The sequence below is a fragment of the Rhodococcus sp. 21391 genome, assembly GCF_016772255.1.
Taxonomy (GTDB): domain Bacteria; phylum Actinomycetota; class Actinomycetes; order Mycobacteriales; family Mycobacteriaceae; genus Rhodococcus_F; species Rhodococcus_F opacus.
The window spans coordinates 1,552,977-1,578,681 of sequence record NZ_CP063781.1 but is presented as its reverse complement, the minus strand read 5'-3'; the positions used below and the strand labels follow the sequence as shown (position 1 = coordinate 1,578,681).

Genomic DNA, 25,705 nt, shown 5'->3' with positions numbered 1-25,705 from the left:
CGCGAATCGTGTCAGGGGCCCGGGACGCTTATCGTGATCAGCATGTATCCCGACAACGGACAGAACTGGGGACAGGCGTATCCGGGACATCGGCAGGCCCCCGCGCAGCACCAGTGGAGTGGCGGGACGGGATGGAATCCTCCCGTCCCGTTGCCGGGCCTCATGCCGCACGACAGGCCCGCCCGGCACTCGTGGGAGATCCCGCTGCTCGTGGCGGCGATCGTTCTCACCGTGGTCGCCTACGTCGCGGCGATCGCGGCACTCTTCCTCGGCGTGGTGTCCACCTGGGTGCTCATCGTGCTGATCGCACCGATCCTCATCGCCGTCGGCCGCGGCCAGCTCTACGGCTCGCAGCAGGTGAACGGGATCAAGATGACGCCCACCCAGTTCCCCGACGGTTATCGGATGGTGGCCGAGGCGGCTGCGCGGTTCGGGATGACCGAACCGCCCGACGCGTACGTCGTGCTCGGGAACGGCCGGATCAACGCGTTCGCATCCGGACACGGCTTCCGCCGCTTCGTCGTGGTGTACAGCGATCTGTTCGAGATCGGCGGCGAGGCCCGCGAGCCCGACGCCCTCGCCTTCATCATCGGCCACGAGGTCGGTCACATCGCGGCCGGTCACGCCTCCTACTGGCGGCAACTGGGACAGTTCGCCGCCAACTACATTCCTGTCGTCGGGTCGGCGCTGTTCCGATCGATGGAATACACCGCAGACAATCACGGCTACTGTGTGCGGCCCCAGGGCGCCCGCGGCGCGATGGGCGTTCTCGGCGCGGGCAAATACCTCGTGAGCAACGTCGGCTTCGACGAACTCGCCGACCGGGCCACCACCGAACGCGGGTTCTTTCCGTGGTTCGTGAATCTGCTGTCGGGACATCCGGTGCTGACCTGGCGCGCCGCCGCCCTGCGGAACAGGACCCGGCACGGTCACCTGTTCGTCAAACCCGGCCAGATCTACCGCGATCCGCAGCTACTGCGGTACGCGGCCGACCCGGCCGGGCCCGTCACTCGGTGACCGTGCCCGGGACGGGGCTCAGTCGAACTGGGGGTCCTCGGTCCGGGTGCGCTTGAGTTCGAAGAAGTGCGGGTAGCCGGCCAGCGCGACCGCACCGTCCCACACCTTGCCCGCGTCCTCGCCGCGGGGAATCCGCGACAGGACCGGGCCGAAGAACGCGACACCGTTGACGTGGATGGTCGGGGTTCCCACGTCCGGTCCGACGGCGTCCATGCCTGCGGCGTGACTCTCGCGCAGTGCGGCGTCGAACTCCTCCGATTCGGCGGCCTCGGCCAGTTCGGCCGGCAGCCCGACCTCGGCGAGCGACTTGACGATCACGTCGCCGAAGTCCTTGTTGCCCTCGTTGTGGATGAGCGTGCCCATCGCGGTGTACAGCGGCAGCAGGATCTCGTCGCCGTGCTTCTGCGCGGCCGCGATCAGCACCCGCACCGGGCCCCACGCCTTGGTCATGAGCTCGCGGTATTCCTCCGGCAGATCCCGGCCCTCGTTGAGGACGGCCAGGCTCATCACGTGGAAGTTCGCCTCCAGGTCACGCACCTGCGTGGCCTCGAGGATCCATCGCGAGGTGATCCAGCACCACGGGCACAGTGGGTCGAACCAGAAATCAGCGACGTCCTTGGCGGTCCCGGCGTTCGTCCCAGCACTCACGTGATGCTCCTTCTCGGTGATGTACACATTCCCGTCCAGTCAACACCTCCCCTCCGGCAATCCTTCCCGGAGACCCCGCTCGCGGCAGTAGGGTCGAAAGTGGTCGACCGGAAGGGAGCATCCTCACATGTCCTCCACTCGCACGTTCGTCGTCGTCGGCGGCGGCCTCGCCGGAGCGAAGACGGCAGAAGCATTGCGTGACAAGGATTTCGACGGATCGATCATCCTCCTGTCGGAGGAGGAACATCTTCCCTACGAGCGACCTCCGCTGTCAAAGGAACACTTCGCAGGCAAGAAGGCACTCGGCGACTTCACCGTCCACCACGGCGACTGGTACCGCGACCATCACGTGGACCTGCGGCTCGGCACCACCGCCACCGCCCTCGACCTCGCCGCCCACACCGTGACGCTGCCGGACGGTTCCACGCTGGGATACGACAAGCTCGCCCTCGCCACCGGTTCGCGCTCGCGCCGCCCACCGATCTCCGGGTCCGACGCCGAGGGCGTCCACTACCTCCGCACCATCGACGAATCGGACAAGCTCATCGAGGCGGTCGCCGGTGGCCGACGACTCGTGGTGATCGGCGCCGGCTGGATCGGTCTCGAGGTGGGTGCCTCCGCGCGGGAGAAGGGCGCCGACGTGACGGTGGTGGAAGCCGCCGAAGTTCCCCTGCTCGGCTCCCTCGGCCCCGAGATCGGCTCGGTCTTCGCCGAACTCCACCGCGAGCACGGCGTTCAACTGCACCTCGGCGCGACGGTCGAGGAGATCGTCGTCGAAGACGGCAAGGCCACCGGGGTTCGGCTGGGCGACGGCACCGTCCTGCCCGCCGACGCGGTCCTCGTCGCCGTCGGTGCGGCACCCAACATCGAGATCGCGGAGCGGGCCGGACTCGACGTCGACGGCGGCGTTCTCGTCGACGCCGGGTTGCAGACCAGCGACCCCGACGTCGTCGCGGTGGGCGACATCGCCGCGCAACAGCATCCGCAGCTCGGCACCCGCATCCGGGTCGAGCACTGGGCGAACGCGCTCAACCAGCCGGCCGTGGCCGCCGCCACCATGCTCGGGCACGAGGCGGAATACGGGAACCTGCCGTACTTCTTCACCGACCAGTTCGATCTGGGCATGGAGTATGTGGGGTACGCCCCGCACGATTCGTACGACCGAGTGGTCGTGCGCGGCGATTTCGCCGCACGCGAGTTCGTGGCCTTCTGGCTCGACGCGGACAACCACGTCCTCGCCGGCATGAACGTCAACATCTGGGATGTCACCGATCAGATCAAGAAACTGGTGTCGTCGTCCGCCCCGGTCGATCCCGACCGCCTGGCCGACCCCGGGGTGCCGTTGGCCGACCTGTCCGGTTAACACCCCCGGCCCACTCGTGATGGGATGGCAGCATCGAGTACGAGCACCGCCGCCGATCACGAGGAGACCTCTGTGGCCCCACCGAACCTGACCCGCGAACAGGCAGCCGAACGAGCCGGACTGCTGACCGTCGACAACTATCTGATCGAACTCGACCTCACCGACGGGACAGGTCAGCCCGGAGTCGAGACGACACTTCAGCCCGGAGTCGAGACGTTCTCCTCTCGCACCACCGTCACGTTCGGGGCCACCCCCGGCGCGTCCACGTTCGTCGACATCGTCGCGGCCCGTGTGCATTCGGCCACGCTGAACGGCTCCCCCGTCGACGTGTCGAACTACGACGAGTCCACCGGCATCACACTCACCGATCTCGCGGAACGCAACGAACTGGTGGTCGAGGCCGACTGCGCGTATTCGCACACCGGTGAAGGGCTACACCGCTTCGTGGACCCGACCGACGACGCGGTGTACCTGTACTCGCAGTTCGAGACCGCCGACGCCAAGCGCATGTTCGCCTGCTTCGACCAGCCCGACCTGAAGGCGACGTTCGACGTACACGTCACGTCCCCCGCCGACTGGAAGGTGATCTCCAACTCCGCGACCGTCGAGACGGTGGCGCCGGACGCCGGCCGCCACATCTTCCGCACCACACCGAAGATGAGCACCTACCTCGTCGCGCTCATCGCCGGCCCGTACGCGGAGTGGACCGACAACTACTCCGACGAGCACGGCGACATCCCCCTCGCGATCTACTGCCGCGCCTCGCTCGGGAAGCACATGGACTCCGAGCGCCTGTTCACGGAAACCAAGCAGGGCTTCGAGTTCTACCACCGCAATTTCGGCACCCCCTACGCGTTCGGGAAGTACGACCAGCTGTTCGTTCCCGAATTCAACGCGGGCGCAATGGAGAACGCCGGCGCCGTGACATTCCTCGAGGACTACGTCTTCCGGTCCAAGGTGACGCGGGCGTCGTACGAGCGGCGCGCCGAGACCGTCCTGCACGAGATGGCGCACATGTGGTTCGGCGACCTCGTCACCATGCGCTGGTGGGACGACCTGTGGCTCAACGAGTCCTTCGCGACGTTCGCCTCCGTGCTCTGCCAGAGTGAGGCCACCGAATACACCAACGCGTGGACCACGTTCGCCAACGTCGAGAAGTCCTGGGCGTACCGGCAGGATCAGCTGCCCTCCACCCACCCCATCGCCGCCGACATCCCCGACCTCGCCGCGGTCGAGGTGAACTTCGACGGCATCACGTACGCGAAGGGCGCCTCGGTCCTCAAGCAGCTCGTCGCGTATGTCGGGCTCGACCCCTTCCTGTCCGGCCTGCGGGACTACTTCCGCGACCACGCCTTCGACAACGCCACGTTCGACGACCTCCTCGGCGCACTCGAGAAGTCGTCGGGCCGCGACCTGTCCGACTGGGGAGCCCAGTGGCTCAAGACCACCGGGCTCAACATCCTGCGCCCCGAATTCGACGTCGACGCGGACGGCAAGTTCACGCGGTTCGCCGTCCTGCAGTCCGGCGCCGCACCGGGTGCCGGTGAGCGACGGGTGCACCGTATCGCCGTCGGCGTGTACGACGACCGGGACGGCAAGCTCGTGCGCACGAAGCGGGTGGAACTCGACCTCGACGCCACCGAACGCACCGACGTCGCCGAACTCGTCGGTGTCGAACGCGGTCAGCTGATCCTCGTCAACGACGACGACCTCACGTACTGCTCGCTGCGGCTCGATCCCGACTCGCTCGCCACCGCCATCGACCGCATCGGCGACATCGACGAGCCCCTCCCCCGCACCCTGGTGTGGTCGGCGGCCTGGGAGATGACGCGTCAGGCCGAACTCAAGGCGCGGGACTTCGTCGCCCTCGTGCAGCGCGGCGTCGGCGCCGAAACCGAGGTCGGCGTCGTCCAGCGACTGCTGATGCAGGCCCAGACCGCGCTGCACAGCTACGCCGAACCCGAGTGGGCCAAGGAACACGGCTGGCCGGACTTCGCGAACCGGCTCCTCGAACTGGCGCGGGAAGCCGAGCCGGGTTCGGACCACCAGCTGGCGTTCGTCAACGCGCTGGCGGGGGCGCAGCTGTCGGCGTGGCACACCGAGGTGCTGCAGGAACTGCTCGACGCCGCACCCGAGACGGTCGGGCTTCCGGGGCTCGTCGTCGACACGGACCTGCGCTGGCGTCTCGTCACCGCACTCGCCGGGGCCGGTGAGATCGACGCCGAGGGCGTCGAGACGCCGTTCATCGACGCCGAAGCCGAACGCGACCCCACCGCGGCAGGTGCCCGCAACGCCGCCGCCGCGGCCACCGTCCGCCCGCAGGCCGCGGTGAAGGAACAGGCCTGGAACCGGGTGGTCGGCGACGATTCCGTGCCGAACATCACCGCCCGCTCGATCATCGGCGGATTCGCCGGTCACGGCCAGTCCGAGATCCTCGCACCGTACGTGGCCCGCTACTTCGCGGACATTCCCGGGGTGTGGGAGCGGCGTTCGAGCGAGGTCGCGCAGACCGTCGTCGTGGGTCTGTACCCGTCGTGGTCGATCAGCGAGGAATCCGTGGCGGCAGCCGACGAATTCCTGGCCGGCGACCACCCGCCCGCCCTGCGCCGCCTGGTGGTCGAGGGCCGCGCCGGGATCGTCCGGTCGCTGGCGGCCCGAAAGTTCGACGCGAGCTGATCGGTGGCCGATCCTGCCGGCCTAATCCGGCAGGATCGGCACCGTCACACCCTGATCCCGGCCCAGCAGCACGGCGCGGGTGACGGCCGAGGAGCCGAAGCGGTCGCGGAGACTGTCGAGCGTGCCGTCGAGTGAACTACTCGTGTACGGGTCGAACGGCAACGCCAGCTGTTGCGGGCAGTCGTCCTCGAGGTTGGCCACCGCGATTCCCACGAGGGTGATGCCCTTGCGTTCGATCATCGGCATCGCGTTGTTCAGCAGGCCGCGGGCCGTCGTGAGGATCGTCTGCGTCTGAGCCGACGGCTGCGCGAGTGTGTGCGAACGCGTCACCCGGGTGAAGTCGTCGAACCGCAGCCGGAGCACCACCGTGCGCCCGACCCGCTCGCCGCGGCGCAACCGGCCGGCCACCCGGTCGACCAACGTCACCAGAGCGGCGTCCACATCCTCCGTCGACTTCGGTCTGCGCCCCAGAGCGTGCTGCGCGCCGACGGATCTCCGCCTGCGCCCCACCTGCACGGGACGCGGGTCGCGTGCCCAGGCGAGCGCGTGGAGGTGGTGGCCCGCCGCGGGTCCGACGATGGACACGAGCAGCTCTTCGGGATAGTGGGCGAGCTGGCCGACGGTGGCGATCCCGGCGTCGCGGAGCTTGACCGACGTCACCGCGCCGACACCCCACAGCCTTTCGACCGGCAGCGGATGGAGGAACTCGATCTCGCGGTCCGGCGGCACGTGCAGCAGTCCGTCGGGTTTGCCCACCGCGCTGGCGACCTTCGCGAGAAACTTCGTTCTCGCGATCCCGACCGTGATCGGCAGACCCACCTGCTCGCGTACGTCCCGGCGCAGACGCGCCGCGATGTCGACCGGCGCGCCAGCGATCTTGCGGAGACCGGCGACGTCGAGGAAGGCCTCGTCGATCGACAGTCCCTCGACCAGGGGCGTCGTCCGGCCGAATACTTCGAACACCGCCTTGCTCGCGGCCGCGTACGCCGACATTCGTGGGCGCACCACGACGGCGTGCGGGCACAGGCGCAGCGCCTGCGCACCGCTGCTGGCCGTGCGCACCCCGTACGCCTTCGCCTCGTAGCTCGCGGCCAGCACGACGCCGCCGCCGACGATCACCGGACGACCCCGCAGGCCGGGGTCGTCCCGCTGCTCCACCGAGGCGTAGAACGCATCGAGGTCGGCGTGCAGGATGGTCGCCTCGGCGCCACTCGAGATGCGCGGGCGCGACGAATCGGACACGAACATATGTTCGCATCGACCACCGACAGAAGTCGAGGGTCGTTCAGGCCGACAACAGTGTTCGCAGCGCGGTGGGTTTCTCGCCGAGGTGGGCCCCGATGGTCCTGGTCGTGTGCGCCTGATCCGAGAATCCCAGGTCCGCGGCGAGTCCGGCGAGGTCACGGTCGCCGTTCTCGATCCGCTCGAGCGCCCGCCCGACCCGAACCCTGTTGCGGTACCTGGTGAGCGAGACGCCCATGACTGCACTGAACGCACGACTGAGCGCGAACGGTGACACCCCGAACCGTCCGGCGAGCGGTATCAAACCGTCCGAGCCGGGCTCGTCGTCGAGGACCGCCGCGCGGGCAGCCGCGGCCACTACGTGGTCCGGAATGCCGCCGCGCCGGTGTGAACACGACCGCGCCCGTGACGCGGCGACCGCGACGAGCCGGCCGGCCTCCTCGGCGAGGGCGAAGTGGACGTCGCCCGTCCGGCCGGCACGGAGCAGGCGCCGATGAAGAAGGTCGACGCGGGCATCGACGTACACATCGGAACGGCCGAGTGTCCAGTGGTCACCGGCGATCGCACGCCAGAGCTCGGGCCGGACACTGATCGACGTGCACCGGTCTCCACCGGCGGGGTGCGCGAACTGTTCCACTTCGCCGGGTATTCCGAGATACGCCACGGTCGGATCGGCCACCGACTCGCGTCTGCCGATCCGGCGAACGAATCGGCCGCCACGGACGAGCACGAGCCGGTGATCGTCCCGCACCTCCACGTCCGACCAGCCCGTGTGCACGCCACAGCAGTCCACAGCCCAGACACTCGCGCCCGGCAGACGTGCGACCTCGCTCACCGCCACAACGGGGACGCTACCCGTGGGGCCCGACACCTTTCCGCACATACGGTGGCCTGCAAGAATCTTCAATCCTCACGGCAGTTCCCGCGGCAGGCTGCAGTCATGTCATACATCTACGAGTCCACCCACATCGATGTCACACCCGCTGCCGCGTGGGACGCTCTGCGCGACTGGGGTGCGTTGCCCACGCGGCTCGCCGCAGGTTTCGTCACCGCCTCGGTGATCGACCGGGGAGATCGGGTCATCACGTTCTTCGACGGTTCCGTCGTCCGGGAGCGTCTCGTCTCGTGCGACGAGGACGCGCGCCGACTGGCCTGGTCGATCGTCGACGACCCCTACCTGCATCACAGTGCTTCCGCCCAGGTGAGCGACGACGGCCACGGCGCGACCGTGTTCGTCTGGATCGCGGACATCCTGCCCGCAACTCTCGCGGGGCGGACCGCGCAGATGATGGAACTCGGCATCGACGCCGTTCGGCGGACCCTCGAAGGCGCCGATCGCGTCGTCGGCACCCGGTGAGACACCGACGGCCCGATCCGGTTCAGGAGGACTGAGCCGGATCGGGCCGCGCCGATGCTGATCTGTGCAGGTTTTACGGCGAGGCGATCGCCGCACTCATCACGCGGATGGCACTCACGAGACCGTCGATGAGGTCCCCGTCGCCGAACGACGACACGGCGGCGGTGGCGCCGAGCTGGGCGACCCGGTCGGTGACACGGTTGGCCACGGCCCGGCCGCTGCGGATCTCGACCGTCCGCTGGTTGGGCGAGACCGCGATGAGCACGGACCGTTCCGCCTCGGGCGTCGTCGGGAACAGCGCGTCGGCGCCGGCCGCGGTGTCGGCACCGAGGTCGCCGATGTACGCGTTGAAGCGCACCTTCGTCTTGCGGGTGCCTTCGGTGAGGGCATCGTCGAGGCGGACGAGTTCGTCCGTCGTGAACGGCAGGTCGTCGGTGAACGGCTCACCGACGCGATGCACGCCCGAGATGCGACCGCTGGAGGTCACGACGCTGCCGACAGGCAGATTGTCCGCGGATACCGCCGACGCGGGAATCAGGTCACCACTTGCCACTTGCCGAGCCTCCAATCAGGTCTGCCGAACCGGCGTGCGCGCCGTGGTGTCCGCCGTGATGACCGTGCGTGGTCACCTCGTCGACGGCGCTCCACAGCACCGGCGCGTGCGTCCATTCCTCACCGAGGTGGAACGCGGGCGGCACGGGGCCCGGCGTCTTCTTGCCGACGAACGACATCCCCGCGAAGAAGGCGGTGATCAACGCCGGAATTCCTACGAATATCAGCACTGTCTCGAGAATGCTCACAACGCAAACGGTAGCCCAGAACCGTGCGAGGGGAAGCGTCAGGGCCGAACTTCGCGAAGCGGACGCGCGGAACGCTCAGGCGGCGCCTTCACCGAGGTAGGGCATCCACGACGGGTGCAAGTCCTTGGTGGACGCCAGCAGTCGCCAGTGCGGCCCCGACGGAGGCACGAGGGAGGCCCTGAGCGTCCAGCCGAGTTCGCTCAGCAATTTGTCCGCCTTGCGGTGGTTGCAGGGCGCGCAGCAGGCCACGCAGTTCTCCCACGAATGCTCGCCGCCTCGACTGCGGGGAACCACGTGATCGACGGTCTCGGCCTTGGCACCGCAGTAGGCGCACCGGAACCGGTCCCGGTGCATGAGGGCTGCGCGGGTCATCGGAACACGGGCGCGATACGGGACGCGGACGTAGTTCCGGAGGCGGATCACGGACGGCACCTGCACGGACCACTGCTCGGAGTGGACGACCGGGGCCTGGGGATCCTCGTGGACGGTATCGGCTTTACCGCAGGTCATCAACACCACGGCACGGCGGGCAGGAAGGGCGGTGAGCGGCTCGTAGGTGACATTCAGGAGAAGCACCCGGCGCTTGATCCAGAGCGGAACCGCATTCTCGCCCGGGAAAGAAGGCTCTGCGCTGCGCGCGGAGCCTTCGGTGATCACTTGTAAAGCAAACGCCCCTGAAACCCCGGCACTCCGGGCATCAGTGGGCACGAGTTGTCGGTGCGCGCGGGCGCTGTGTCGATTCTTCATGCGACCTCCGGGAGATTGCCACCAAGTGCACCATGAATTGCCTGCTCGTGCACGTCCATTTCCGACAAAAAGGCAGGACGTTCGGTGAACAGACGGTGACGAAGACCGTTCGCGCCCGCACGTGCACAATGGAGGGCGCCATGACTGACGTGCAGCAGACCTTCTACGAGGCGGTGGGCGGAGCGGAGACGTTCCGCAAACTCACCGCGCGCTTCTACGAGGAAGTCGCCAAGGACGACATCGTGCGGCCCCTCTACCCCGAGGAAGATCTGGGTCCGGCCGAGCGCCGGATGCGGATGTTCCTCGAGCAGTACTGGGGCGGACCGCACACCTATTCGGACGAGCGCGGCCACCCACGACTGCGGATGCGTCACCAGCCGTTCAAGATCGGCCCGATCGAGCGGGACGCCTGGCTGCGGTGCATGCACACGGCCATCGCGTCGATCGACACCGGAACCCTCGACGACGCCCACCGCAAGGCCCTCTCCGAGTACATGGACATGGCCGCGGCGTCGATGGTGAACTCCGCCTTCTGAAACCGCACCGCGCCGATTACGCCGGTCGGGTCGTGGTGCGGGCGATCGTTTGGCACGATGGGCGTTTGTGAGCACTCCCGCCGAAACGTCCGCCGACGACACACAGCCGGCACCCTGGTGGTCCGACGCCGTCTTCTACCAGATCTATCCCCGCTCGTTCGCCGACGCGAACGGTGACGGTGTCGGCGACCTCCACGGAGTGCGGGACAAGCTGGGATACCTCGAACTACTCGGTGTCGACGCCCTCTGGCTGAGCCCGGTGATGCGCTCCCCGATGGCCGATCACGGTTACGACGTGTCCGATCCCCGAGACATCGACCCGCTGTTCGGTGACCTCGCGACCATGGACGCACTGATCGAGGCCGCGCACGCGCGCCAGATCAAGGTGACGATGGACCTGGTGCCCAACCACACGAGCGTCGAGCACGAATGGTTCCGCGCCGCCCTGGCGTCACCGCCCGGCAGTCCCGAACGGAACCGGTATATCTTCCGCGACGGTCGCGGTGAGGACGGCGCGGAGCCGCCCAACAACTGGCCGAGCATCTTCGGCGGGCCGGCCTGGACGCGGATCACCGAGGCCGACGGCAAGCCCGGCCAGTGGTACCTGCACATCTTCGCGACGGAACAGCCCGACCTGAACTGGGACAACCCGGATGTCGTCGAGGATCTCACGACGACGCTCCGGTTCTGGCTGGACCGCGGCGTCGACGGATTCCGCATCGACGTCGCGCACGGCATGGCGAAGCCGGAAGGTCTGCCGGACCACGACTGGTCCGCCAACGCCCTGCTGCAGAACTCCGACGACGATCCGCGGTTCGACAACCCCGCGGTCCACGACATCCACCGCGGCATCCGCAAGGTCCTCGACGAGTACCCGGGCACGATGGCGGTCGGAGAGATCTGGGTTCGCGACAACGAACGCTTCGGCGAGTACATCCGGCCCGACGAACTGCACCTCGGGTTCAACTTCCGGCTGGCCGAGGCCGAGTTCTCGGCGGAGACGGTCCGGGAGGCGATCGAGAACTCCCTGACCGCCGTCGACCAAGTGGGCGGGACACCCACCTGGACCCTGTCGAACCACGACGTCGAACGGGAAGTCACCCGGTACGGCGGCGGCGAGATCGGCACGGCACGCGCCCGGGCCATGATCCTCGTCGAACTGGCGCTGCCGGGTGCGGCGTTCCTGTACAACGGCGCCGAACTCGGCCTGCCCAACGTCGACCTCCCCGATTCGGCGTTGCAGGACCCGGTGTGGGAACGGTCCGGTCACACCGAACGCGGACGTGACGGCTGCCGTGTGCCCGTTCCGTGGGAGGGCACCGAACCGCCGTTCGGGTTCAGCACCGGCGAGCCCTGGCTGCCGATGCCACCCGAGTGGGCGGACCTCACCGTCGAGGCGCAACTCGAGGACGTCACGTCGACGCTGTCGCTGTACCGGGCCGCACTCGAACTGCGCTCGCTGCGCCCGGAGTTCTCCGGGCCCGGGGTCGACTGGTACGGGAGCCCCGCGGGTTGCTTCGCCTTCCGCAGGCGCGGCGGGCTGATCTGCGCCCTCAACGCCACCGACGGGCCGATCTCGCTGCCACCCGGTGAGGTGCTGCTCAGCAGCGCGCCGCTCGTCGAGGGGCAGCTCCCACCGAACGCGGCTGCGTGGCTCATCTGACCCGCACTCCCGCAGTTGCGGCGGTCGTCGCAGCATCGATCCTGTTCGCCACGACGGGAACCGCGCAGGCCCTCGCGTCCCGCTCCCTCGGCTACGACCTCGACCCGCTGGCGGTCGGCTCGGCCCGGGTCGTGGCCGCGGGCGCGCTCCTCGCGGCGTTCGCAGCGCTGCGGGGCGGGCTCGGGTTCGGTGACGGCTCCGGGATTCGCGGGTACGTGCCCGCCGTGTGGGGCGGAATCGGAGTCGCGGCGTACCAACTCGGCTTCTTCAGTGGTGTGCAGAGCGCCGGGGTGGCGGCAGGAACCATGATCGCGCTGGGTTCGGGCCCCGCGTTCACCGGGGCACTGCAATGGGCGGTGCACCGGCACCGTCCCGGCCCGGTGTGGGCCGTGTCCACCGTCATCGCGGTCGCCGGAATGGCGTTTATCGTGGCGGGCACGACGGGCGGCTCCGACTCGTCCGGGATCCTGGCGGGTGCACTCCCTGCACTGCTCGCCGGCCTCGGGTACGCCGCCTACACAGTTGCCGGATCGTCGCTGCTCGCCGCGGGTGCGAGTCCCGAGGCGGCGATGGGACAGATGTTCGGTCTCGGTGGACTGTTCCTGATCCCCGTGCTCGTCGCGACCTGGCCCGGCGGCCTCGACACCGGACCGGGCGCTGCGGCCGCGGTGTATCTGGCGATCGTCCCGACCGTCCTGGCGTATCTGCTGTTCGCCGCCGGTCTGCGGCGGCTGCCACCCGCGACGGTCGCGACGCTGACACTCACTGAACCGGTGGTCGCGGCACTGCTCGGGACCGCGGTGCTCGGCGAACAGCTGACCCTGGTCGCGGGGCTGGGCATGGCGGCCGTCGTCGCGTCACTCGCCGTTCTGGCGACCAGCACCCTGCGGTCCGGCTGACGGCGCGCTACCGCGCGACCGACAACGGAATCCCCCCACCGCGGTGCCGGTAGATCGACCCGAACCGGGCGTCCACCCGCAGCCACGACGCGGTGGCACGCACCCGGACCAGTTCGGCCGCGTCGATGCGCTCGAGGTCGATGTCGGCGGTCAGCCGATCCGAGCCCGCGTGCGGAACGAATCCCATCGCGGTGAGTGCGAACACCACCCGCATCGGGATGCCGACCGTGTGCTCCGCGCCCTTCACCTGCAGCACCTCCTGGTCGAGGAGTGATGCGGGCGGGCCGTGGCCGCTGCCGTGCTCCTGCGCCAGGGCCGCACCGCGCTGCGCGAGGTCCACGAGGACACGCGCCGGGACGTCGTCGACGTGCACGAAGCCCTCCGTCGGAGGCAGAGCGCCCCGCCACGCCGAATCCATCGAAAACCCGGGATCGATGTCGGCGGCGGTCGCCGCTTCGAGGGCGGCGAGCAGTTGGTCACCGGCAGCCGACGTGTCGTCGGGGGTGATGGTCCCCGCGACCGTGCGCACCGCCAGCGCGTCGAAACCGGTTGCCGCCCAGATCGTCAGGCGGCCGGGTCCGCGCTGACGCAGACGCACCACCGCCGACTCGTCCAACCGGACCACCCGCGTGAGGAACGTGGCGAGATCACCGCGTTCCGTGGCGTCCGGGATCGACAGGACGCGCTCATGCACGCTGCCAGCTCTCCAGGTACGCACGCTCGACGTCGGTGATTCTGCGCAGTCGCTGGGTGTCGATGTCGAACGCCGCGATCTGCGTGGAGGCGATGATGGACGGCGCGACCGAGACATCGACGCCCTTCGGTCGGACCTCGTAGTTGATCGTGAAATCGACCGCGCGCACCTTCTCCACCCACATCAGGACGTCGAGCGGTGAATCGCTGTGCCGGAGTTGCCCGCGGTAGCGCACATGGAGGTCCGCGATGACCGCGCCGTCACGCAACGTGACAGTGGGCCGATCGTCCTCGAACAGCCAGGGAATCCGCGCCTCCTCCAGCAACGTCACCATCCGTGCGTGGTTGATGTGCTGGAAGACGTCCATGTCCGACCATCGAACTTCGACCTCCGCGTGAAAGCCCTCGCTCAACGTCATACCTCCGATCGGGTGCCCATACCTCGCACCATGCTGCGTACCTGACGCGCCGCCACCGAGAGCGTCGCGAGGTCAAGGGTCCCAGACTCGAAAATTTCGGTGAGAGCGGACCTCGCCCTGGCCAGCCGGGACGCGTTCGTCGACTCCCAGTCGTCGATCTTCTCCTGCGGCGTCTCGTGAGGTTCACCACCCAGGAGCACTTCCATCGTGAGCTGACGCAGCGAACTGTAGAGGTCGTCCCGCAGTGCGAGGCGGGCCAGCGAATGCCAGCGGTCACCCCGCGCGAGTGTGGACACGGCGCTGAGCAGCCAGTCGATGCCGAGGTGCGCGTCGAGTTCGTAGTACAGCTCGGCGACCTCGTCGATGTCGCGTTCGGCGATGTCCGCGATGTCGCTGATGTCGAGCAGGCAGAACTTGTCCAGAAGCCGGAACACCTCGAACGCGAGGTCCTCCGGCGCTCCGCGGACGACGAGCGGCCTCGCCCGTGTCTCCACGTCGGCGAGCTGATGCCCCCGCACGAGCTGCGGGACTCGCGGCGAGAGCGCGCGGAAGTCGGCCGAGTACCGGGCGATCTCGGCGCCCACGGCGAGGGGCTGAGGCCGGTTGGTCAGGAACCAGCGGGACGCGCGGTCGAGAACCCGGCCGGACTCGAGAATCAGGTCGTCCTCGATGTCCGCCGCGATGTTCGCCGACCGGATCCTCGACCACAGCTCGGGCAGGGCGAAGATCTCGGTGACCGCCGCGTAGGCGCGGATGGCGTCGGTGCTGCTCGCACCCGCCTCGTCCGCCAATCGGTATGCGAAGGTGATGCCACCGTTGTCGATGGTCTCGTTCGCGAGCATCGTCGCCACGATCTGCCTGCGCAGAGGATGCGCCTTGATCGCGGTGCGGAACCGCTTGCGCAACACTGTCGGGAAGTACCGCGGCAGCCGCGGCGCGAACGTCTCGCTGTCGGGCAGGTCCGTCGCGAGGAGGTCGTCCTTGAGCGCGAGTTTCACATGCGCGGTGAGGGTCGCGAGTTCCGGAGACGTCAGGCCCTGACCGGCCTGCCTGCGTCGGGCGATCTCTTCGTCGGTGGGCAGGGCCTCGAGCTTCCGGTCGAGTCCGCGACGCGACGCCAGGTGCTCGATCTGGCGGCGATGCACGGTCAGCATCGGAACCGCGCTGGTCCGGGAGACACCGAGGAGATCGTTCTGCGCGATGTTGTTCGCGAGCACGAGGTGGGCCACCTCGTCGGTCATCGACGCCAGCAGAGGATTACGTTCCTCCCGTGGCAACCCGCCGCTGCTCACCAACGAGTCCAGCAGGATCTTGATGTTCACTTCGTGATCGGAGCAGTCGACGCCCGCGGAGTTGTCGATCGCGTCGGTGTTGATCCGGCCACCATTCTGGCTGTACTCGATCCGGCCGAGCGCCGTCACCCCGAGGTTGCCACCCTCGCCGACCACCTTCGCCCGCACCTCGTTGCCGTCGACGCGCACGGAGTCGTTGCTCTTGTCGCCCACCATCGCGTTGGTCTCGGTGGACGCCTTGACGTACGTGCCGATGCCACCGTTCCACAGCAGGTCAACCGGGGCACGCAGGATCGCCCGGACCAGTTCCGGCGGGGAGAGTTCGGTGACGGCGTCGTCGAGTCCGAGCGCAGTGCGCGCGGCGGCACTGATCGGGACCGATTTGCGCGTCCGGTCCCACACTCCCCCGCCCTCGCTGATGATGCCGGTGTCGTAGTCGGCCCACGACGACCGGGGCAGCGCGAACATGCGGGACCGCTCCGCGAAGGACCTGGCGGCGTCGGGATCGGGGTCGAGGAAGATGTGCCGGTGGTCGAACGCCGCCACCAGCCGGATGTGCCGACTCAGGAGCATGCCGTTTCCGAACACGTCGCCGCTCATGTCACCGACACCGACTGCGGAGAAGTCCTGGGTCTGGGTGTCGACGCCCATCTCCCGGAAGTGCCGTTTCACGCTCTCCCAGGCGCCGCGCGCGGTGATGCCCATCCCCTTGTGGTCGTACCCGGCCGACCCACCGGACGCGAACGCGTCGCCGAGCCAAAACTTGTACTGCTCCGCAACAGAATTGGCGAGGTCGGAGAATTTCGCAGTCCCCTTGTCCGCGGCCACGACGAGATACCGGTCGTCACCGTCGCGCCGCACCACCCGGGCCGGGGGCACGATCTCCCCCGACGCCTGATCGACGTTGTCGGTGAGGTCCAGGAGCCCGCAGATGAATGTGCGGTAGCAGTCCTGACCCGCCTCCAGGGCGGCCGCGCGGTCGGCCGCCGCGTCGCCCGAGGGTGTCGGCGGATTCTTGACGACGAAACCGCCCTTCGCGCCGACCGGGACGATCACCGCATTCTTGACGGCCTGAGCCTTCGCCAACCCCAGGATCTCGGTGCGGAAATCCTCACGCCGGTCCGACCAGCGCAGACCGCCGCGGGCGACGGATCCGAACCGCAGGTGGACACCCTCGACGTCGGGCGAGTACACGAAGATCTCGTACTTGGGGCGGGGCTTCGGCAGTTCCTGGATCGAGGTCGGATCGAGCTTGATCGACAGGTACGACGGCGGCTCCCCGGTGCGGCCGACGACGAAGTAGTTGGTGCGCAGCGTCGACTTGATCAGCCCGAACAAACCGCGCAGGATGCGGTCCGCGTCGAGGCTGACCACGGCGTCGATGTACTCCCGCTGACGGGTGTCGAGTTCGGACACCAGATCGGGTGAGGGCGTCTCCGGATCGAACATCGCCTCGAACAACTCGACGAGTGTGTACGCCGAACGGGGATTCGCCAGCGCAACCCCCTCGATGTGGAACTGACTGTACGGAAACCCCGCCTGACGCAGGTACTTTGCGTACGTCCGCAGGATCACGGCCTGCCGCCACGACACTCCCGCCCGCAGGATCAGCTCGTTGAACCGGTCGGCCTCCGCCCGCCCGAACCAGACGGCGGTGAAGGCATCGGTGAACCGTTCCTGAAGCTTCGGTGCGGCGGCCGACGCCTCCTCGGCGGCGAGTTCGGCATCCAGGTCGTCCTCCACCGAGGAGCGGAGCAGCTCCGCGGGCACCGACAGCCCGAAATCGTAGATCCAGCACGCCAACCCGTCCGGCCGCGGGATCAGATAGGGCCGTTCGTCGAGCACCTCCACACCCAGGCTCTGCAGCACCGGAAGCACCTGGCTCAGCGAAATGCCGTCCCCTCCCACGTACAGGGTGAATCGCCAGTGCCCGACCTCCGCCCCGGGATCGCGGTAGAGCAGCAGATCGATGGAACCGTCTTCGAGCGCCTCCAGCCTCGCGAGATCCGACAACGCGCGCGTGGCGTCGAAATCCTCCTTGTACCCCTCGGGCAGGACGGCGGCGTAACGCTGCGCCAGAACGGGATCCACACCGGTGGTCACCGGGAGGAGGTCGCCGAGATGGTCGTCCCAGCTGCGGCTCGCCTCGGCCAGCATGGCCTGGACCCGTTCGCGGTCGGCGTCCGAGAGGTCGAGCCGAGACCCCATCTGTTCGGTGCTCTTGCGGATCGTCACGTGCAGCAACGCCAGGTCGGATTCCGTGACGCGCGCGGTGTATTCCAAAGTGCCGCCACCGAATTCCCGCAGCAGGATGTCCTGCATCGCGAGCCGGACCCGGGTGGTGTACCGGTCGCGGGGCAGGTAGATCAGGCAGGAGACGAATCGTCCGAGAAAGTCCTCGCGCACGAACAGACGCACCTGACGCCGGAGCCCGATGCTGTGCACGGCGGTCACCGTGTCGAACAGTGTGTCGGCGTCGCTCGAGAACAGCTCGGTGCGCGGGAACGACTGGATGACCTCCAGCATTGCCTGCCCCGAATACGAATTCAACTGGAACCCGGCCCGGTCGATCACCTTGCGCACCCGGCGAGCGATCACGGGAATGTCGAGGACGTTCTCGTGCAGCGCCGTGACGGTGAAGACCCCGAGGAAACGGTGCTCACCGGTGATGTTGCCGTTCTCGTCGAGAATGCTCACGCCGACGAAGAACGGGTAGACCGAGCGGTGCACGGTCGCGGGGAACGAGCCCTGCGTGAGCACGAGCAGGGGACGGTCGGGGATCTCGGCGGCCGGCGGCAGACTCAGCGGGCCTTCGGTGACCGTGTCGGAGCGCAGCAGTCCGAGACCGCTGCCCGGCACCACCTGCAGGCTGCGGGCGCCGGAGCTGTCGGGCTCCCCCAGTTCGAAGCGGCGGTAGCCCAGCGCCGCATAATTGCCCTGCGACATCCACCGCAGCAGATCGGCGCAGTCCTCCAGGTCGTCCTTCGACGCGCCGGGAGAGGGTGTGGACGTCTCGAGTTCGTCGGCGAGTGTCCGCTCGAGCTTGCGCATGATGTCGGTGTCCCGGACCACCTGGCGCACGTCGGCGAGGACGGTGCCGACTTCCTTCTCGAGTGTGTCGAGAACCGCGGAGTCGGTACGGGGATCGAGTTGGACGTGAATCCACGACTCGGCGAGGCTGCCCTCGTCGGCATCCTTGGCCGTGTCTCCCATGAGGATTCCGCGCAGTGCACCGATCGGATCGCGCCGGACCGAGACGATGGGGTGCACGAATTCGCTGATCCCGATGCCCAGGCGGTTCAGCAGCGCGGTGATCGATTCGACGAGCAGCGGCATGTCGTCCGTCACGATCTGCAGGGACGCACCGAGTTCGTGCCCGTCACCCGGGCGGTAGACGCGGGTGACCGCGCGCTCCGGCGGACGGTGCAGGGCAAGTGTCAGATGCGCGCCGAGCACGGCCTCGGAGGCGCCGTTGACGGCGCTCTCGCTGTCACCGCGATCTACGTGACGGAAATACACGGCTGCGAGAGTCGGCACCTGCGACCGGAGACCTTCGGGCAGATTCCGCGCCCACTCCGCATCTTTCAGTGCTGCCGATTCCGTCATCGGGGCTCACTTCCTATTCGTTCCGATCGCCGCGGGCAACTCTCTCGAGACTAGCCCGCGGCGATGGGAACAGAGGGTGAACTTCGGGCACCCCGCGTGCCGGATCCGTCAGCCGGTGGTCACCGGCGCGAGGTACCGCTCGAGCGCGTCCCGTTCCGCCTCGGAGAGCGGACGCGAGCGTTCGGTCTTCGCGTCGAACGCCACCATCAGGGCGTCGCCCGTCGCGCAGCGGACCCCGTCGCGGTTCGTGACGACGTGCCGGATCGTATACGACGAATTGCCGACATGGAGCACCGACACGTCGATCGTCAGCGGACCGGAGGCGTCCGTGACGGGACGCAGGAATTCCACGTCCATCTTGCGCACCACCGTGGCGCCCGCCCGGGCTCCCACCGACTCCAGCTCCGACGACAGGAAATGCACACGTGCTTCCTGCATGTACTCGACGAAGCGGGTGTTGTTGACGTGACCCAGCCGGTCGGAGTCACCCCACCGGACCTGGATCTCGTACGTGAAGACCTTCGACTCCGCCAAGGGTCAGTCCCTCGTGAGCTTGCGGTGCGTCACCCGGTGCGGACGTGCCGCGTCCGGTCCGAGCCGCTCGACCTTGTTGGCCTCGTAGCCCTCGAAGTTGCCCTCGTACCAGTACCAGGCGGCTTCGTTGTCGCCGAAGCCACCCTCCCACGCGAGGATGTGCGTGCAGGTGCGGTCGAGGAACCAGCGGTCGTGGGAGATCACGACGGCGCAGCCGGGGAACTGCTCGAGGGCGTTCTCCAGCGAACCGAGGGTCTCGACGTCGAGGTCGTTGGTCGGTTCGTCGAGCAGGATCAGGTTTCCACCCTGCTTGAGCGTCATCGCAAGGTTCAGGCGGTTGCGCTCACCACCGGAGAGGACGCCCGCCGGCTTCTGCTGATCGTGGCCCTTGAACCCGAACGAGCTGATGTAGGCGCGCGACGGCATCTCCGTCTGGCCGACCACGATGTGATCGAGACCGTCGGACACGACCTCCCACACCGTCTTGTCAGGGTCGATGCCCGTGCGGTTCTGGTCGACGTAGCTGAGCTTGACCGTCTGACCGATCTTCACCTCACCGGCGTCCGGCTCCTCGAGCCCGACGATGGTCTTGAACAGCGTCGTCTTACCGACACCGTTGGGGCCGATCACGCCGACGATGCCGTTGCGCGGCAGGGTGAACGACAGGTCCTTGATCAGAACCCGGCCGTCGAAGCCCTTGTCGAGGCTCGAGACCTCGACCACGACGTCGCCGAGCCGCGGCGGCGCCGGGATCTGGATCTCGTCGAAGTCCAGTTTGCGGGTCTTCTCGGCTTCGTTGGCCATTTCCTCGTAGCGGTCGAGGCGGGCCTTGTTCTTGGCCTGACGGGCCTTCGCTCCCGAGCGGACCCAGGCCAGCTCCTCCTTGAGGCGCTTCTGCAGCTTCTGGTCCTTCTTGCCCGCGACCTCGAGCCTGGCGGCCTTCTGCTCCAGGTAGGTGGAGTAGTTGCCCTCGTAGGGGTACAGGCGGCCGCGGTCGACCTCACAGATCCACTGGGCGACGTGGTCGAGGAAGTACCGGTCGTGGGTGACGGCCAGGATCGCACCCGGGTAGGCGGCCAGGTGCTGCTCCAGCCACAGGACGCTCTCCGCGTCGAGGTGGTTGGTCGGCTCGTCGAGCAGCAGCAGGTCGGGCTTGCTGAGCAGGAGCTTGCAGAGGGCGACGCGGCGCTTCTCACCACCGGAGAGGTGCGTGACCATCTCCTCCGGCGGCGGACAGCGCAGGGCGTCCATCGCCTGCTCGAGCTGGGAGTCGATCTCCCACGCGTCGGCATGATCGAGCTTCTCCTGGAGCTCGCCCATCTCCTCCATCAGCTCGTCGGAGTAGTCTGTGGCCATCAGCTCGGCGATCTCGTTGTACCGCTTGAGCTGGACCATGGTTTCACCCAGGCCCTCTTCGACGTTCTCGCGAACGGTCTTGGTCTCGTCCAAGTGCGGTTCCTGCATGAGGATCCCGACGGTGGCACCCGGAGCGATGAACGCTTCACCGTTGCCCGGCTGATCCAGCCCCGCCATGATCTTGAGGATGCTGGACTTACCCGCGCCGTTCGGGCCGACCACACCGATCTTGGCGCCGGGGTAGAAGCTCATCGTGACGTCATCGAGGATGACCTTGTCACCGTGCGCCTTGCGCACCTTCTTCATCGTGTAAATGAACTCAGCCATGGGGCCAGCCTAATGGTGAAGTGCGATGAACCCACATCGCGGAGGGTCGGGGACGTGATCGGGGGCTTCGCAGGAAGAGGCCGCGGGCACCGGCGCCGCGGGCGCGGGGTCGGCGCCGATACCCGCTGGTGCGCTACGCGACGAGGGACCGAGTGGCGACCTGTTCCGTCGCCGGGGTCGCCGCACCCCCGTCCGCGGTTCTGGGCGCGCGCTCGAGGACGACCGTGCAGCGGGCGAGATCCGGTCCGATCGCGGTCGCGCTCAGCTCCATGTCGGAGCGGGCGATTCCGTCCCGCGTCGTGTACTCCGTGGTGCGCAACTCGCCGGTCACGATGACCGGATCCCCCTTCGCGATCGATTGGACGACGCCGGCCATCAGTCGCCGCCTGCAGGTCACCGTGAGGTAGAGCGTGCTCCCGTCGCGCCACTCGCCCGTCGCGTGATCGCGGCGCCGGACCGTGCTCGCCATCCGGAAATTGAGGAACTCGTCACCGGCCGCGTTCGACCGGGTGACCGGGCTGGTGATGACCGTTCCGACCACGGTGCCGTGTGTTTCGTACATTTCGCTCTACCCCCTGTGAGTGCGGCAAGGTGCCGTCACTCACAGCGTGCCGTCCGGATGGGAGATTGCCGGACGGCATCCGAAATCTGTGGAGAAGCGGAGCGGGTGTGGATAGAGCAGCCGAAACGGCTGCTGACGCTCCGACGGTGTCGGAACCACGTGCTAGCGGTCAGTGTCCGGCTTCTCGGTCCCGTCGCGCCAGTTCCGCGAACATCGCGTTGTGCGCTGCCAGGTCGGCATCGTCGTCGCGGTCGGCGGCCCGGTCGACCCGCCGCGCCGTGCGGCCGTCGCTGCGGGACCACTGGATGAGCAGCGCCATCATCACCAGCACCAACGGGATCTCGCCGGTCGCCCACGCGATGCTGCCACCCAGTTGCTGGTCACCCACAAGGTCGGCGTTCCAGCCCAGTCCGAGCGACCGGTAGTACCACTCGCCCATCACCGCGCCCATGCTCATCAGCGCCACACCGAAGAACGCGTGGAACGGCAGAGAGCCGAACACCATCGCGAGCTTCGTCACCGGCTGAAGTTTGCGCGGCGAGGGATCGACGCCGATGGCGACCCAGTAGAAGAGGTAGCCGCTCAGCAGGAAGTGCAGGTTCATCAGGACGTGCGCGGAGTGCGAGTCGACGGCGGCCTCGAAGATCCCGCCGAGGTACAGGGCGTAGAAACCGCCCACGAACAGCACGGCCGCGACGACGGGATGGGTGATGAACCGGGAGAACGGGCTGTGCAGCGCCGTCAGGATCCACTCGCGCAGACCCGGCACACCATTCTTGCCCGCCGGATCGAGGGCACGCAGGGCGAGGGTGATCGGCGCACCGAGCACTAGCAGGACCGGGGTCAGCATCGACAGTGCCATGTGCGCGCCCATGTGCACGCTGAACACGGCCGGTGAATAGCGCCCGACACCCGACGACGTCGCCACGAGGAGCACCACGCATCCGCACATCCACGCGACGGTCCGGCCCACCGGCCAGCTGTCGCCGCGACGCCGGAGTTTGCGCAATCCGAGCGCGTAGACGACGACCAGCACGATCGCGGCGGTGCCGTAGAGGAGGTCGAATCGCCAGTCCAGCATCAGCCTGGAGAACGTCGGCGGCCCCGCCAGGTTGTAGCCGAGTTCCACCTCCGCGAGGGTGGGCGCCGCGGTCGGAGGGGGCGGGGGTGTGCGACCGAGCCCGACGGCGAGACCGATCGTGGCGGCGAACACCATGGCCTCCGCGCCGGCGAAACGGATCAGGTTGCCGCGGCCGGCCGGGTCCTTCTGCAGCGCGGGCAGCGCCCGTCGACGCTGCGCCCAGCCGAAGACGCCCAGGATGACGAGCGCCACGACCTTCGCGACCACCAGGCGTCCGTACGTGGTGTCGACGAGGTCACCGATCTGGACGCGGACGAGCGCGTTCACCACACCACTGACCGCCATGACGACGAAGCAGACCGTCGCGACCGCGGAGAACCGTCGCGCTGCCACATCGGTGTAGGCGCCGCGCCGGCGCGCATGGGCGAGGAGAGCGAACAGACCGCCGGCCCACAGCGAGGCCGCGACGAGGTGCAGTATCAGACTGTTCGTCGCCATGTCGTGCGAACCGCCCGACGACGAGTGCCCCGTCAACGCGAGCGGCATCAGCCCGAGGATGCCGACGACCAGAAGGATCGGCGTCCACCACCAGCGCAGTACGAGCCGGGATGCGATCGCGAGGACGATCGCGATGATCGCGGTCCAGCGCCAGGCGCCGGCGAGTTCGACCTGATCGATCGAATTGAAGATGTTGGCCGGTTCGACCGCCTCGGCGAAGGGTTGCCCGGACGTGTCCGACAACGTCAACGGGACCAGGACGAGGGCGGTCGCGGCCCACACGATCGCGGCATATGACGCGGTCCGGACCGCACGGTAGCCGTCCACGTCCAGGACACCCGATTTCTGCGGCGGTACGAAGAACGCCGCGAGCAGCAGCGACCCGATGGTGATGACCGCAGCGATCTCCGACACGGCTCGCATCGCAGGCAGTCCGTAGGTGGTGATCGGTCCGGGATCCGGAATTCCCAGCAGCACGAGCGCCTGAGCAGCGGAAAGTCCGACGACGATTGCCGCGACCAGACCGGCGATGAGTCCGCCGACGACGAACAGGGCGGTCGAATCGGCGCGATCCGGGGGTTTCGATGCCGGGTCGGACGCCGCGAGCTGGGGTGTAGCCATACATCAAGGGTAGGACCTACGACAGGCCGTCGGAGACGCGAGGGTTCCGTCGCCGCTCCGGTTACCGTCGACAGGGACGTCTCCCGAGGCAACGAGAGGCTGAGATGGCTGAGTTTCTGATCATCGCGGTGGCGCTGTTCTTCGCGGGCATGGGTGTGTACGGGCTCGCCGCGCCGGCCCGGCTGGTCGCCCCGTTCGGTCTGTCCGCGGATTCGGCGACCTCCCGCGCCGAGGTGCGCGCGGTCTACGGCGGCTTCGGTGTCGCGGTGGCGGCCCTGCTGTTCTTCGCAGCTTTCGACGCCCACGGCATCCGATCCGCCGCCTCGGTGACCGTGGCCGTCGCCCTGCTGGGGATGGCATTCGGCCGGATCGTGTCGGCCGTCGCCGACCGGCCTACCCGTTTCTACCCCGTGTGGTTCTACTTCGTGGTCGAGCTCGTTCTGGCGGGACTTCTGCTGTCGGCGGCCGGCCTGGGCTCGTGACCCGCACACCACAGCCCCGGTCGGAGCGCTCGAGGCGGCAGGTAATATTTGCTGCGCGCCTCCGTAGCTCAGGGGATAGAGCAAGAGCCTTCTAATCTCTTGGTCGCAGGTTCGAATCCTGCCGGGGGCACTCATTCCACGGAGCGCAGACAGACGAAAACCCCCGATCACCTGGACGAACAGGAATCGAGGGTCCGTCGTCAGCCCTTCAGGAACGCCAGCAGGTCGGCGTTGATCGTCTCCGCTTGTGTGGTGGGCATGCCGTGGGGGAAGTCCTGGTATGTCTTCAACGTCCCGTTCGCGAGAAGCTTCGCGGACAGGGGTCCGGCGTCGGCGTACGGAACGATCTGGTCGTCTTCGCTGTGCATCACCAGCACCGGCACCGTGATCTTCTTCAGATCCTCGGTGAAGTCGGTCTGCGAGAAGGCGACGATGCCGTCGTAGTGAGCCTTGGCCCCGCCCATCATCCCTTGGCGCCACCAATTCTCGATGATCGCCTCGGAGGATTCCACGCCCGGTCGGTTGAATCCGTAGAAGGGTCCCGACGGCAGGTCGCGATAGAACTTCGATCTATTGGCGGCGAGCTGTGCCTGCAAGTCGTCGAACACGTCCTTGGGGAGGCCGCCCGGGTTCGCCTCGGTTTTGACCATCAGCGGCGGTACCGCGCTGATCAGTGCGGCCTTCGACACCCGGCTCTCCCCGTGCCGCGCGAGATAGTGCACCACCTCGCCGCCGCCCGTCGAATGGCCGACGTGGATCGCGTTCTGCAGGTCGAGATGCGCGGTCAGCTCCGCGAGGTCGTCGGCGTAGTGGTCCATGTCGTGGCCGTCACCGGTCTGGGTGGAGCGCCCGTGACCGCGCCGATCGTGGGCGATGACGCGATAGCCCTGCTGGAGGAAGAACAGCATCTGGGTGTCCCAGTCGTCGGCCGACAGCGGCCAGCCGTGGCTGAACACGATGGGTTGACCGGTTCCCCAGTCCTTGTAGAAGATCTCCGTGCCATCCTGGGTGGTGATCGTGCCCATGTGGTTGCCTTCCTTGACCGCTCTGGGATGACGCTGATGAGGACGGAATTCAGTACATCAAACTTCGGTACCCCACAGGGCGGCTTCGACCGGCGACGTCCTGTACGACCGTCCGATAGGCATTGCGCCCCTCGTCCGTACCCGGAGTTGCGTACTCGCGCGTAACAAACCGACCAATTAGTCTTGTTCGCGCATCGCCCCAACCCGACGGGGCAACGGTGCACCGGGACCCGCCACGATCCTCCGCGAGTGGCGGGTTTC

22 protein-coding genes and 1 tRNA gene are annotated in these 25,705 nt (G+C 67.9%); 9 read left to right on the top strand and 14 right to left on the bottom strand.

Annotated elements, in window-relative coordinates; genetic code table 11:
- Positions 1–42: 42 nt before the first annotated feature.
- A complete protein-coding gene (locus GO592_RS07420) occupies positions 43–1,017 on the top strand; it encodes a M48 family metallopeptidase (RefSeq protein WP_007296614.1) in 975 nt (324 codons plus the stop codon).
- An 18-nt stretch (positions 1,018–1,035) separates the two neighbouring features.
- On the opposite strand, the gene GO592_RS07415 is transcribed toward GO592_RS07420, so the two are convergent.
- Positions 1,036–1,665, bottom strand: coding sequence for a mycothiol-dependent nitroreductase Rv2466c family protein (locus tag GO592_RS07415; RefSeq protein ID WP_039950879.1), 630 nt, complete (start codon positions 1,663–1,665; stop codon positions 1,036–1,038).
- A 127-nt stretch (positions 1,666–1,792) separates the two neighbouring features.
- Between GO592_RS07415 and GO592_RS07410 the strand changes: the two genes are divergently transcribed.
- Both GO592_RS07410 and pepN read left to right on the top strand, forming a co-directional pair.
- Entirely contained in the window at positions 1,793–3,028 is a 1,236-nt protein-coding gene (locus GO592_RS07410) for an NAD(P)/FAD-dependent oxidoreductase (protein WP_007296612.1), read from the top strand.
- 72 nt (positions 3,029–3,100) lie between these two features.
- Complete coding sequence (pepN, locus tag GO592_RS07405; RefSeq protein WP_007296611.1) at positions 3,101–5,704, top strand: aminopeptidase N; 2,604 nt, start codon at positions 3,101–3,103, stop codon at positions 5,702–5,704.
- Positions 5,705–5,725: 21 nt separating this feature from the next.
- Here the strand turns inward: pepN and dinB are convergent, their stop codons facing one another.
- Together dinB and GO592_RS44120 are read right to left on the bottom strand one after the other, a co-directional pair.
- On the bottom strand, positions 5,726–6,952 hold the full coding sequence (gene dinB, locus GO592_RS07400) for a DNA polymerase IV (RefSeq protein WP_007296610.1): 1,227 nt from the start codon (positions 6,950–6,952) through the stop codon (positions 5,726–5,728).
- A gap of 37 nt (positions 6,953–6,989) precedes the next feature.
- Positions 6,990–7,787 carry an AraC family transcriptional regulator gene (locus GO592_RS44120; protein WP_237720379.1) on the bottom strand — a complete coding sequence of 266 codons (798 nt, stop codon included), beginning with the start codon at positions 7,785–7,787 and terminating at the stop codon, positions 6,990–6,992.
- Between the two features lie 99 nt (positions 7,788–7,886).
- Between GO592_RS44120 and GO592_RS07390 the strand changes: the two genes are divergently transcribed.
- Positions 7,887–8,303: an SRPBCC family protein gene (locus tag GO592_RS07390; protein WP_007296608.1), complete on the top strand. Its 417-nt coding sequence runs from the start codon at positions 7,887–7,889 to the stop codon at positions 8,301–8,303.
- Between the two features lie 73 nt (positions 8,304–8,376).
- On the opposite strand, the gene GO592_RS07385 is transcribed toward GO592_RS07390, so the two are convergent.
- The 3 genes from GO592_RS07385 to GO592_RS07375 form a co-directional block, all read right to left on the bottom strand.
- On the bottom strand, positions 8,377–8,856 hold the full coding sequence (locus GO592_RS07385; RefSeq protein WP_005264322.1) for a DUF5130 family protein: 480 nt from the start codon (positions 8,854–8,856) through the stop codon (positions 8,377–8,379).
- Entirely contained in the window at positions 8,843–9,103 is a 261-nt protein-coding gene (ctaJ, locus tag GO592_RS07380; RefSeq protein ID WP_005248217.1) for an aa3-type cytochrome oxidase subunit CtaJ, read from the bottom strand. Before ctaJ ends, GO592_RS07385 begins: the two co-directional genes overlap by 14 nt.
- A 75-nt stretch (positions 9,104–9,178) precedes the next feature.
- Entirely contained in the window at positions 9,179–9,850 is a 672-nt protein-coding gene (locus GO592_RS07375; protein WP_164709521.1) for an HNH endonuclease, read from the bottom strand.
- A gap of 140 nt (positions 9,851–9,990) precedes the next feature.
- Here GO592_RS07375 and GO592_RS07370 point away from each other — a divergent pair, with 140 nt between their 5' ends.
- From GO592_RS07370 to GO592_RS07360, 3 genes are all read left to right on the top strand, one after another.
- Positions 9,991–10,386: a globin gene (locus GO592_RS07370; protein WP_005264320.1), complete on the top strand. Its 396-nt coding sequence runs from the start codon at positions 9,991–9,993 to the stop codon at positions 10,384–10,386.
- Between the two features lie 67 nt (positions 10,387–10,453).
- Positions 10,454–12,049: a glycoside hydrolase family 13 protein gene (locus GO592_RS07365; RefSeq protein ID WP_007296607.1), complete on the top strand. Its 1,596-nt coding sequence runs from the start codon at positions 10,454–10,456 to the stop codon at positions 12,047–12,049.
- A complete protein-coding gene (locus GO592_RS07360; RefSeq protein ID WP_007296606.1) occupies positions 12,037–12,948 on the top strand; it encodes a DMT family transporter in 912 nt (303 codons plus the stop codon). Before GO592_RS07365 ends, GO592_RS07360 begins: the two co-directional genes overlap by 13 nt.
- A gap of 7 nt (positions 12,949–12,955) precedes the next feature.
- Here the strand turns inward: GO592_RS07360 and GO592_RS07355 are convergent, their stop codons facing one another.
- The 7 genes from GO592_RS07355 to GO592_RS07325 form a co-directional block, all read right to left on the bottom strand.
- Positions 12,956–13,642, bottom strand: a complete 687-nt coding sequence (locus tag GO592_RS07355; protein ID WP_007296605.1) for a hypothetical protein — start codon at positions 13,640–13,642, stop codon at positions 12,956–12,958.
- On the bottom strand, positions 13,635–14,060 hold the full coding sequence (locus GO592_RS07350) for an acyl-CoA thioesterase (RefSeq protein WP_005264316.1): 426 nt from the start codon (positions 14,058–14,060) through the stop codon (positions 13,635–13,637). Before GO592_RS07350 ends, GO592_RS07355 begins: the two co-directional genes overlap by 8 nt.
- Positions 14,057–18,958 carry an NAD-glutamate dehydrogenase gene (locus tag GO592_RS07345; protein ID WP_007296604.1) on the bottom strand — a complete coding sequence of 1,634 codons (4,902 nt, stop codon included), beginning with the start codon at positions 18,956–18,958 and terminating at the stop codon, positions 14,057–14,059. Before GO592_RS07345 ends, GO592_RS07350 begins: the two co-directional genes overlap by 4 nt.
- A gap of 108 nt (positions 18,959–19,066) precedes the next feature.
- The gene (locus GO592_RS07340; protein WP_007296603.1) at positions 19,067–19,492 is read right to left on the bottom strand and encodes an acyl-CoA thioesterase; all 426 of its coding nucleotides are present in this window, start codon (positions 19,490–19,492) and stop codon (positions 19,067–19,069) included.
- Between the two features lie 3 nt (positions 19,493–19,495).
- Positions 19,496–21,175 carry an energy-dependent translational throttle protein EttA gene (gene ettA / locus GO592_RS07335; RefSeq protein ID WP_007296602.1) on the bottom strand — a complete coding sequence of 560 codons (1,680 nt, stop codon included), beginning with the start codon at positions 21,173–21,175 and terminating at the stop codon, positions 19,496–19,498.
- 133 nt (positions 21,176–21,308) lie between these two features.
- A complete protein-coding gene (locus GO592_RS07330) occupies positions 21,309–21,737 on the bottom strand; it encodes a single-stranded DNA-binding protein (RefSeq protein WP_007296601.1) in 429 nt (142 codons plus the stop codon).
- A 169-nt stretch (positions 21,738–21,906) separates the two neighbouring features.
- A complete protein-coding gene (locus GO592_RS07325; protein WP_007296600.1) occupies positions 21,907–23,937 on the bottom strand; it encodes a cytochrome c oxidase assembly protein in 2,031 nt (676 codons plus the stop codon).
- A 104-nt stretch (positions 23,938–24,041) separates the two neighbouring features.
- Here GO592_RS07325 and GO592_RS07320 point away from each other — a divergent pair, with 104 nt between their 5' ends.
- Entirely contained in the window at positions 24,042–24,419 is a 378-nt protein-coding gene (locus GO592_RS07320) for a DUF4345 domain-containing protein (protein WP_005264310.1), read from the top strand.
- Between the two features lie 57 nt (positions 24,420–24,476).
- Positions 24,477–24,549, top strand: a tRNA-Arg gene (locus tag GO592_RS07315).
- Positions 24,550–24,619: 70 nt separating this feature from the next.
- Here the strand turns inward: GO592_RS07315 and GO592_RS07310 are convergent.
- Positions 24,620–25,444 carry an alpha/beta fold hydrolase gene (locus GO592_RS07310; protein ID WP_005261975.1) on the bottom strand — a complete coding sequence of 275 codons (825 nt, stop codon included), beginning with the start codon at positions 25,442–25,444 and terminating at the stop codon, positions 24,620–24,622.
- Positions 25,445–25,705 lie beyond the last annotated feature (261 nt).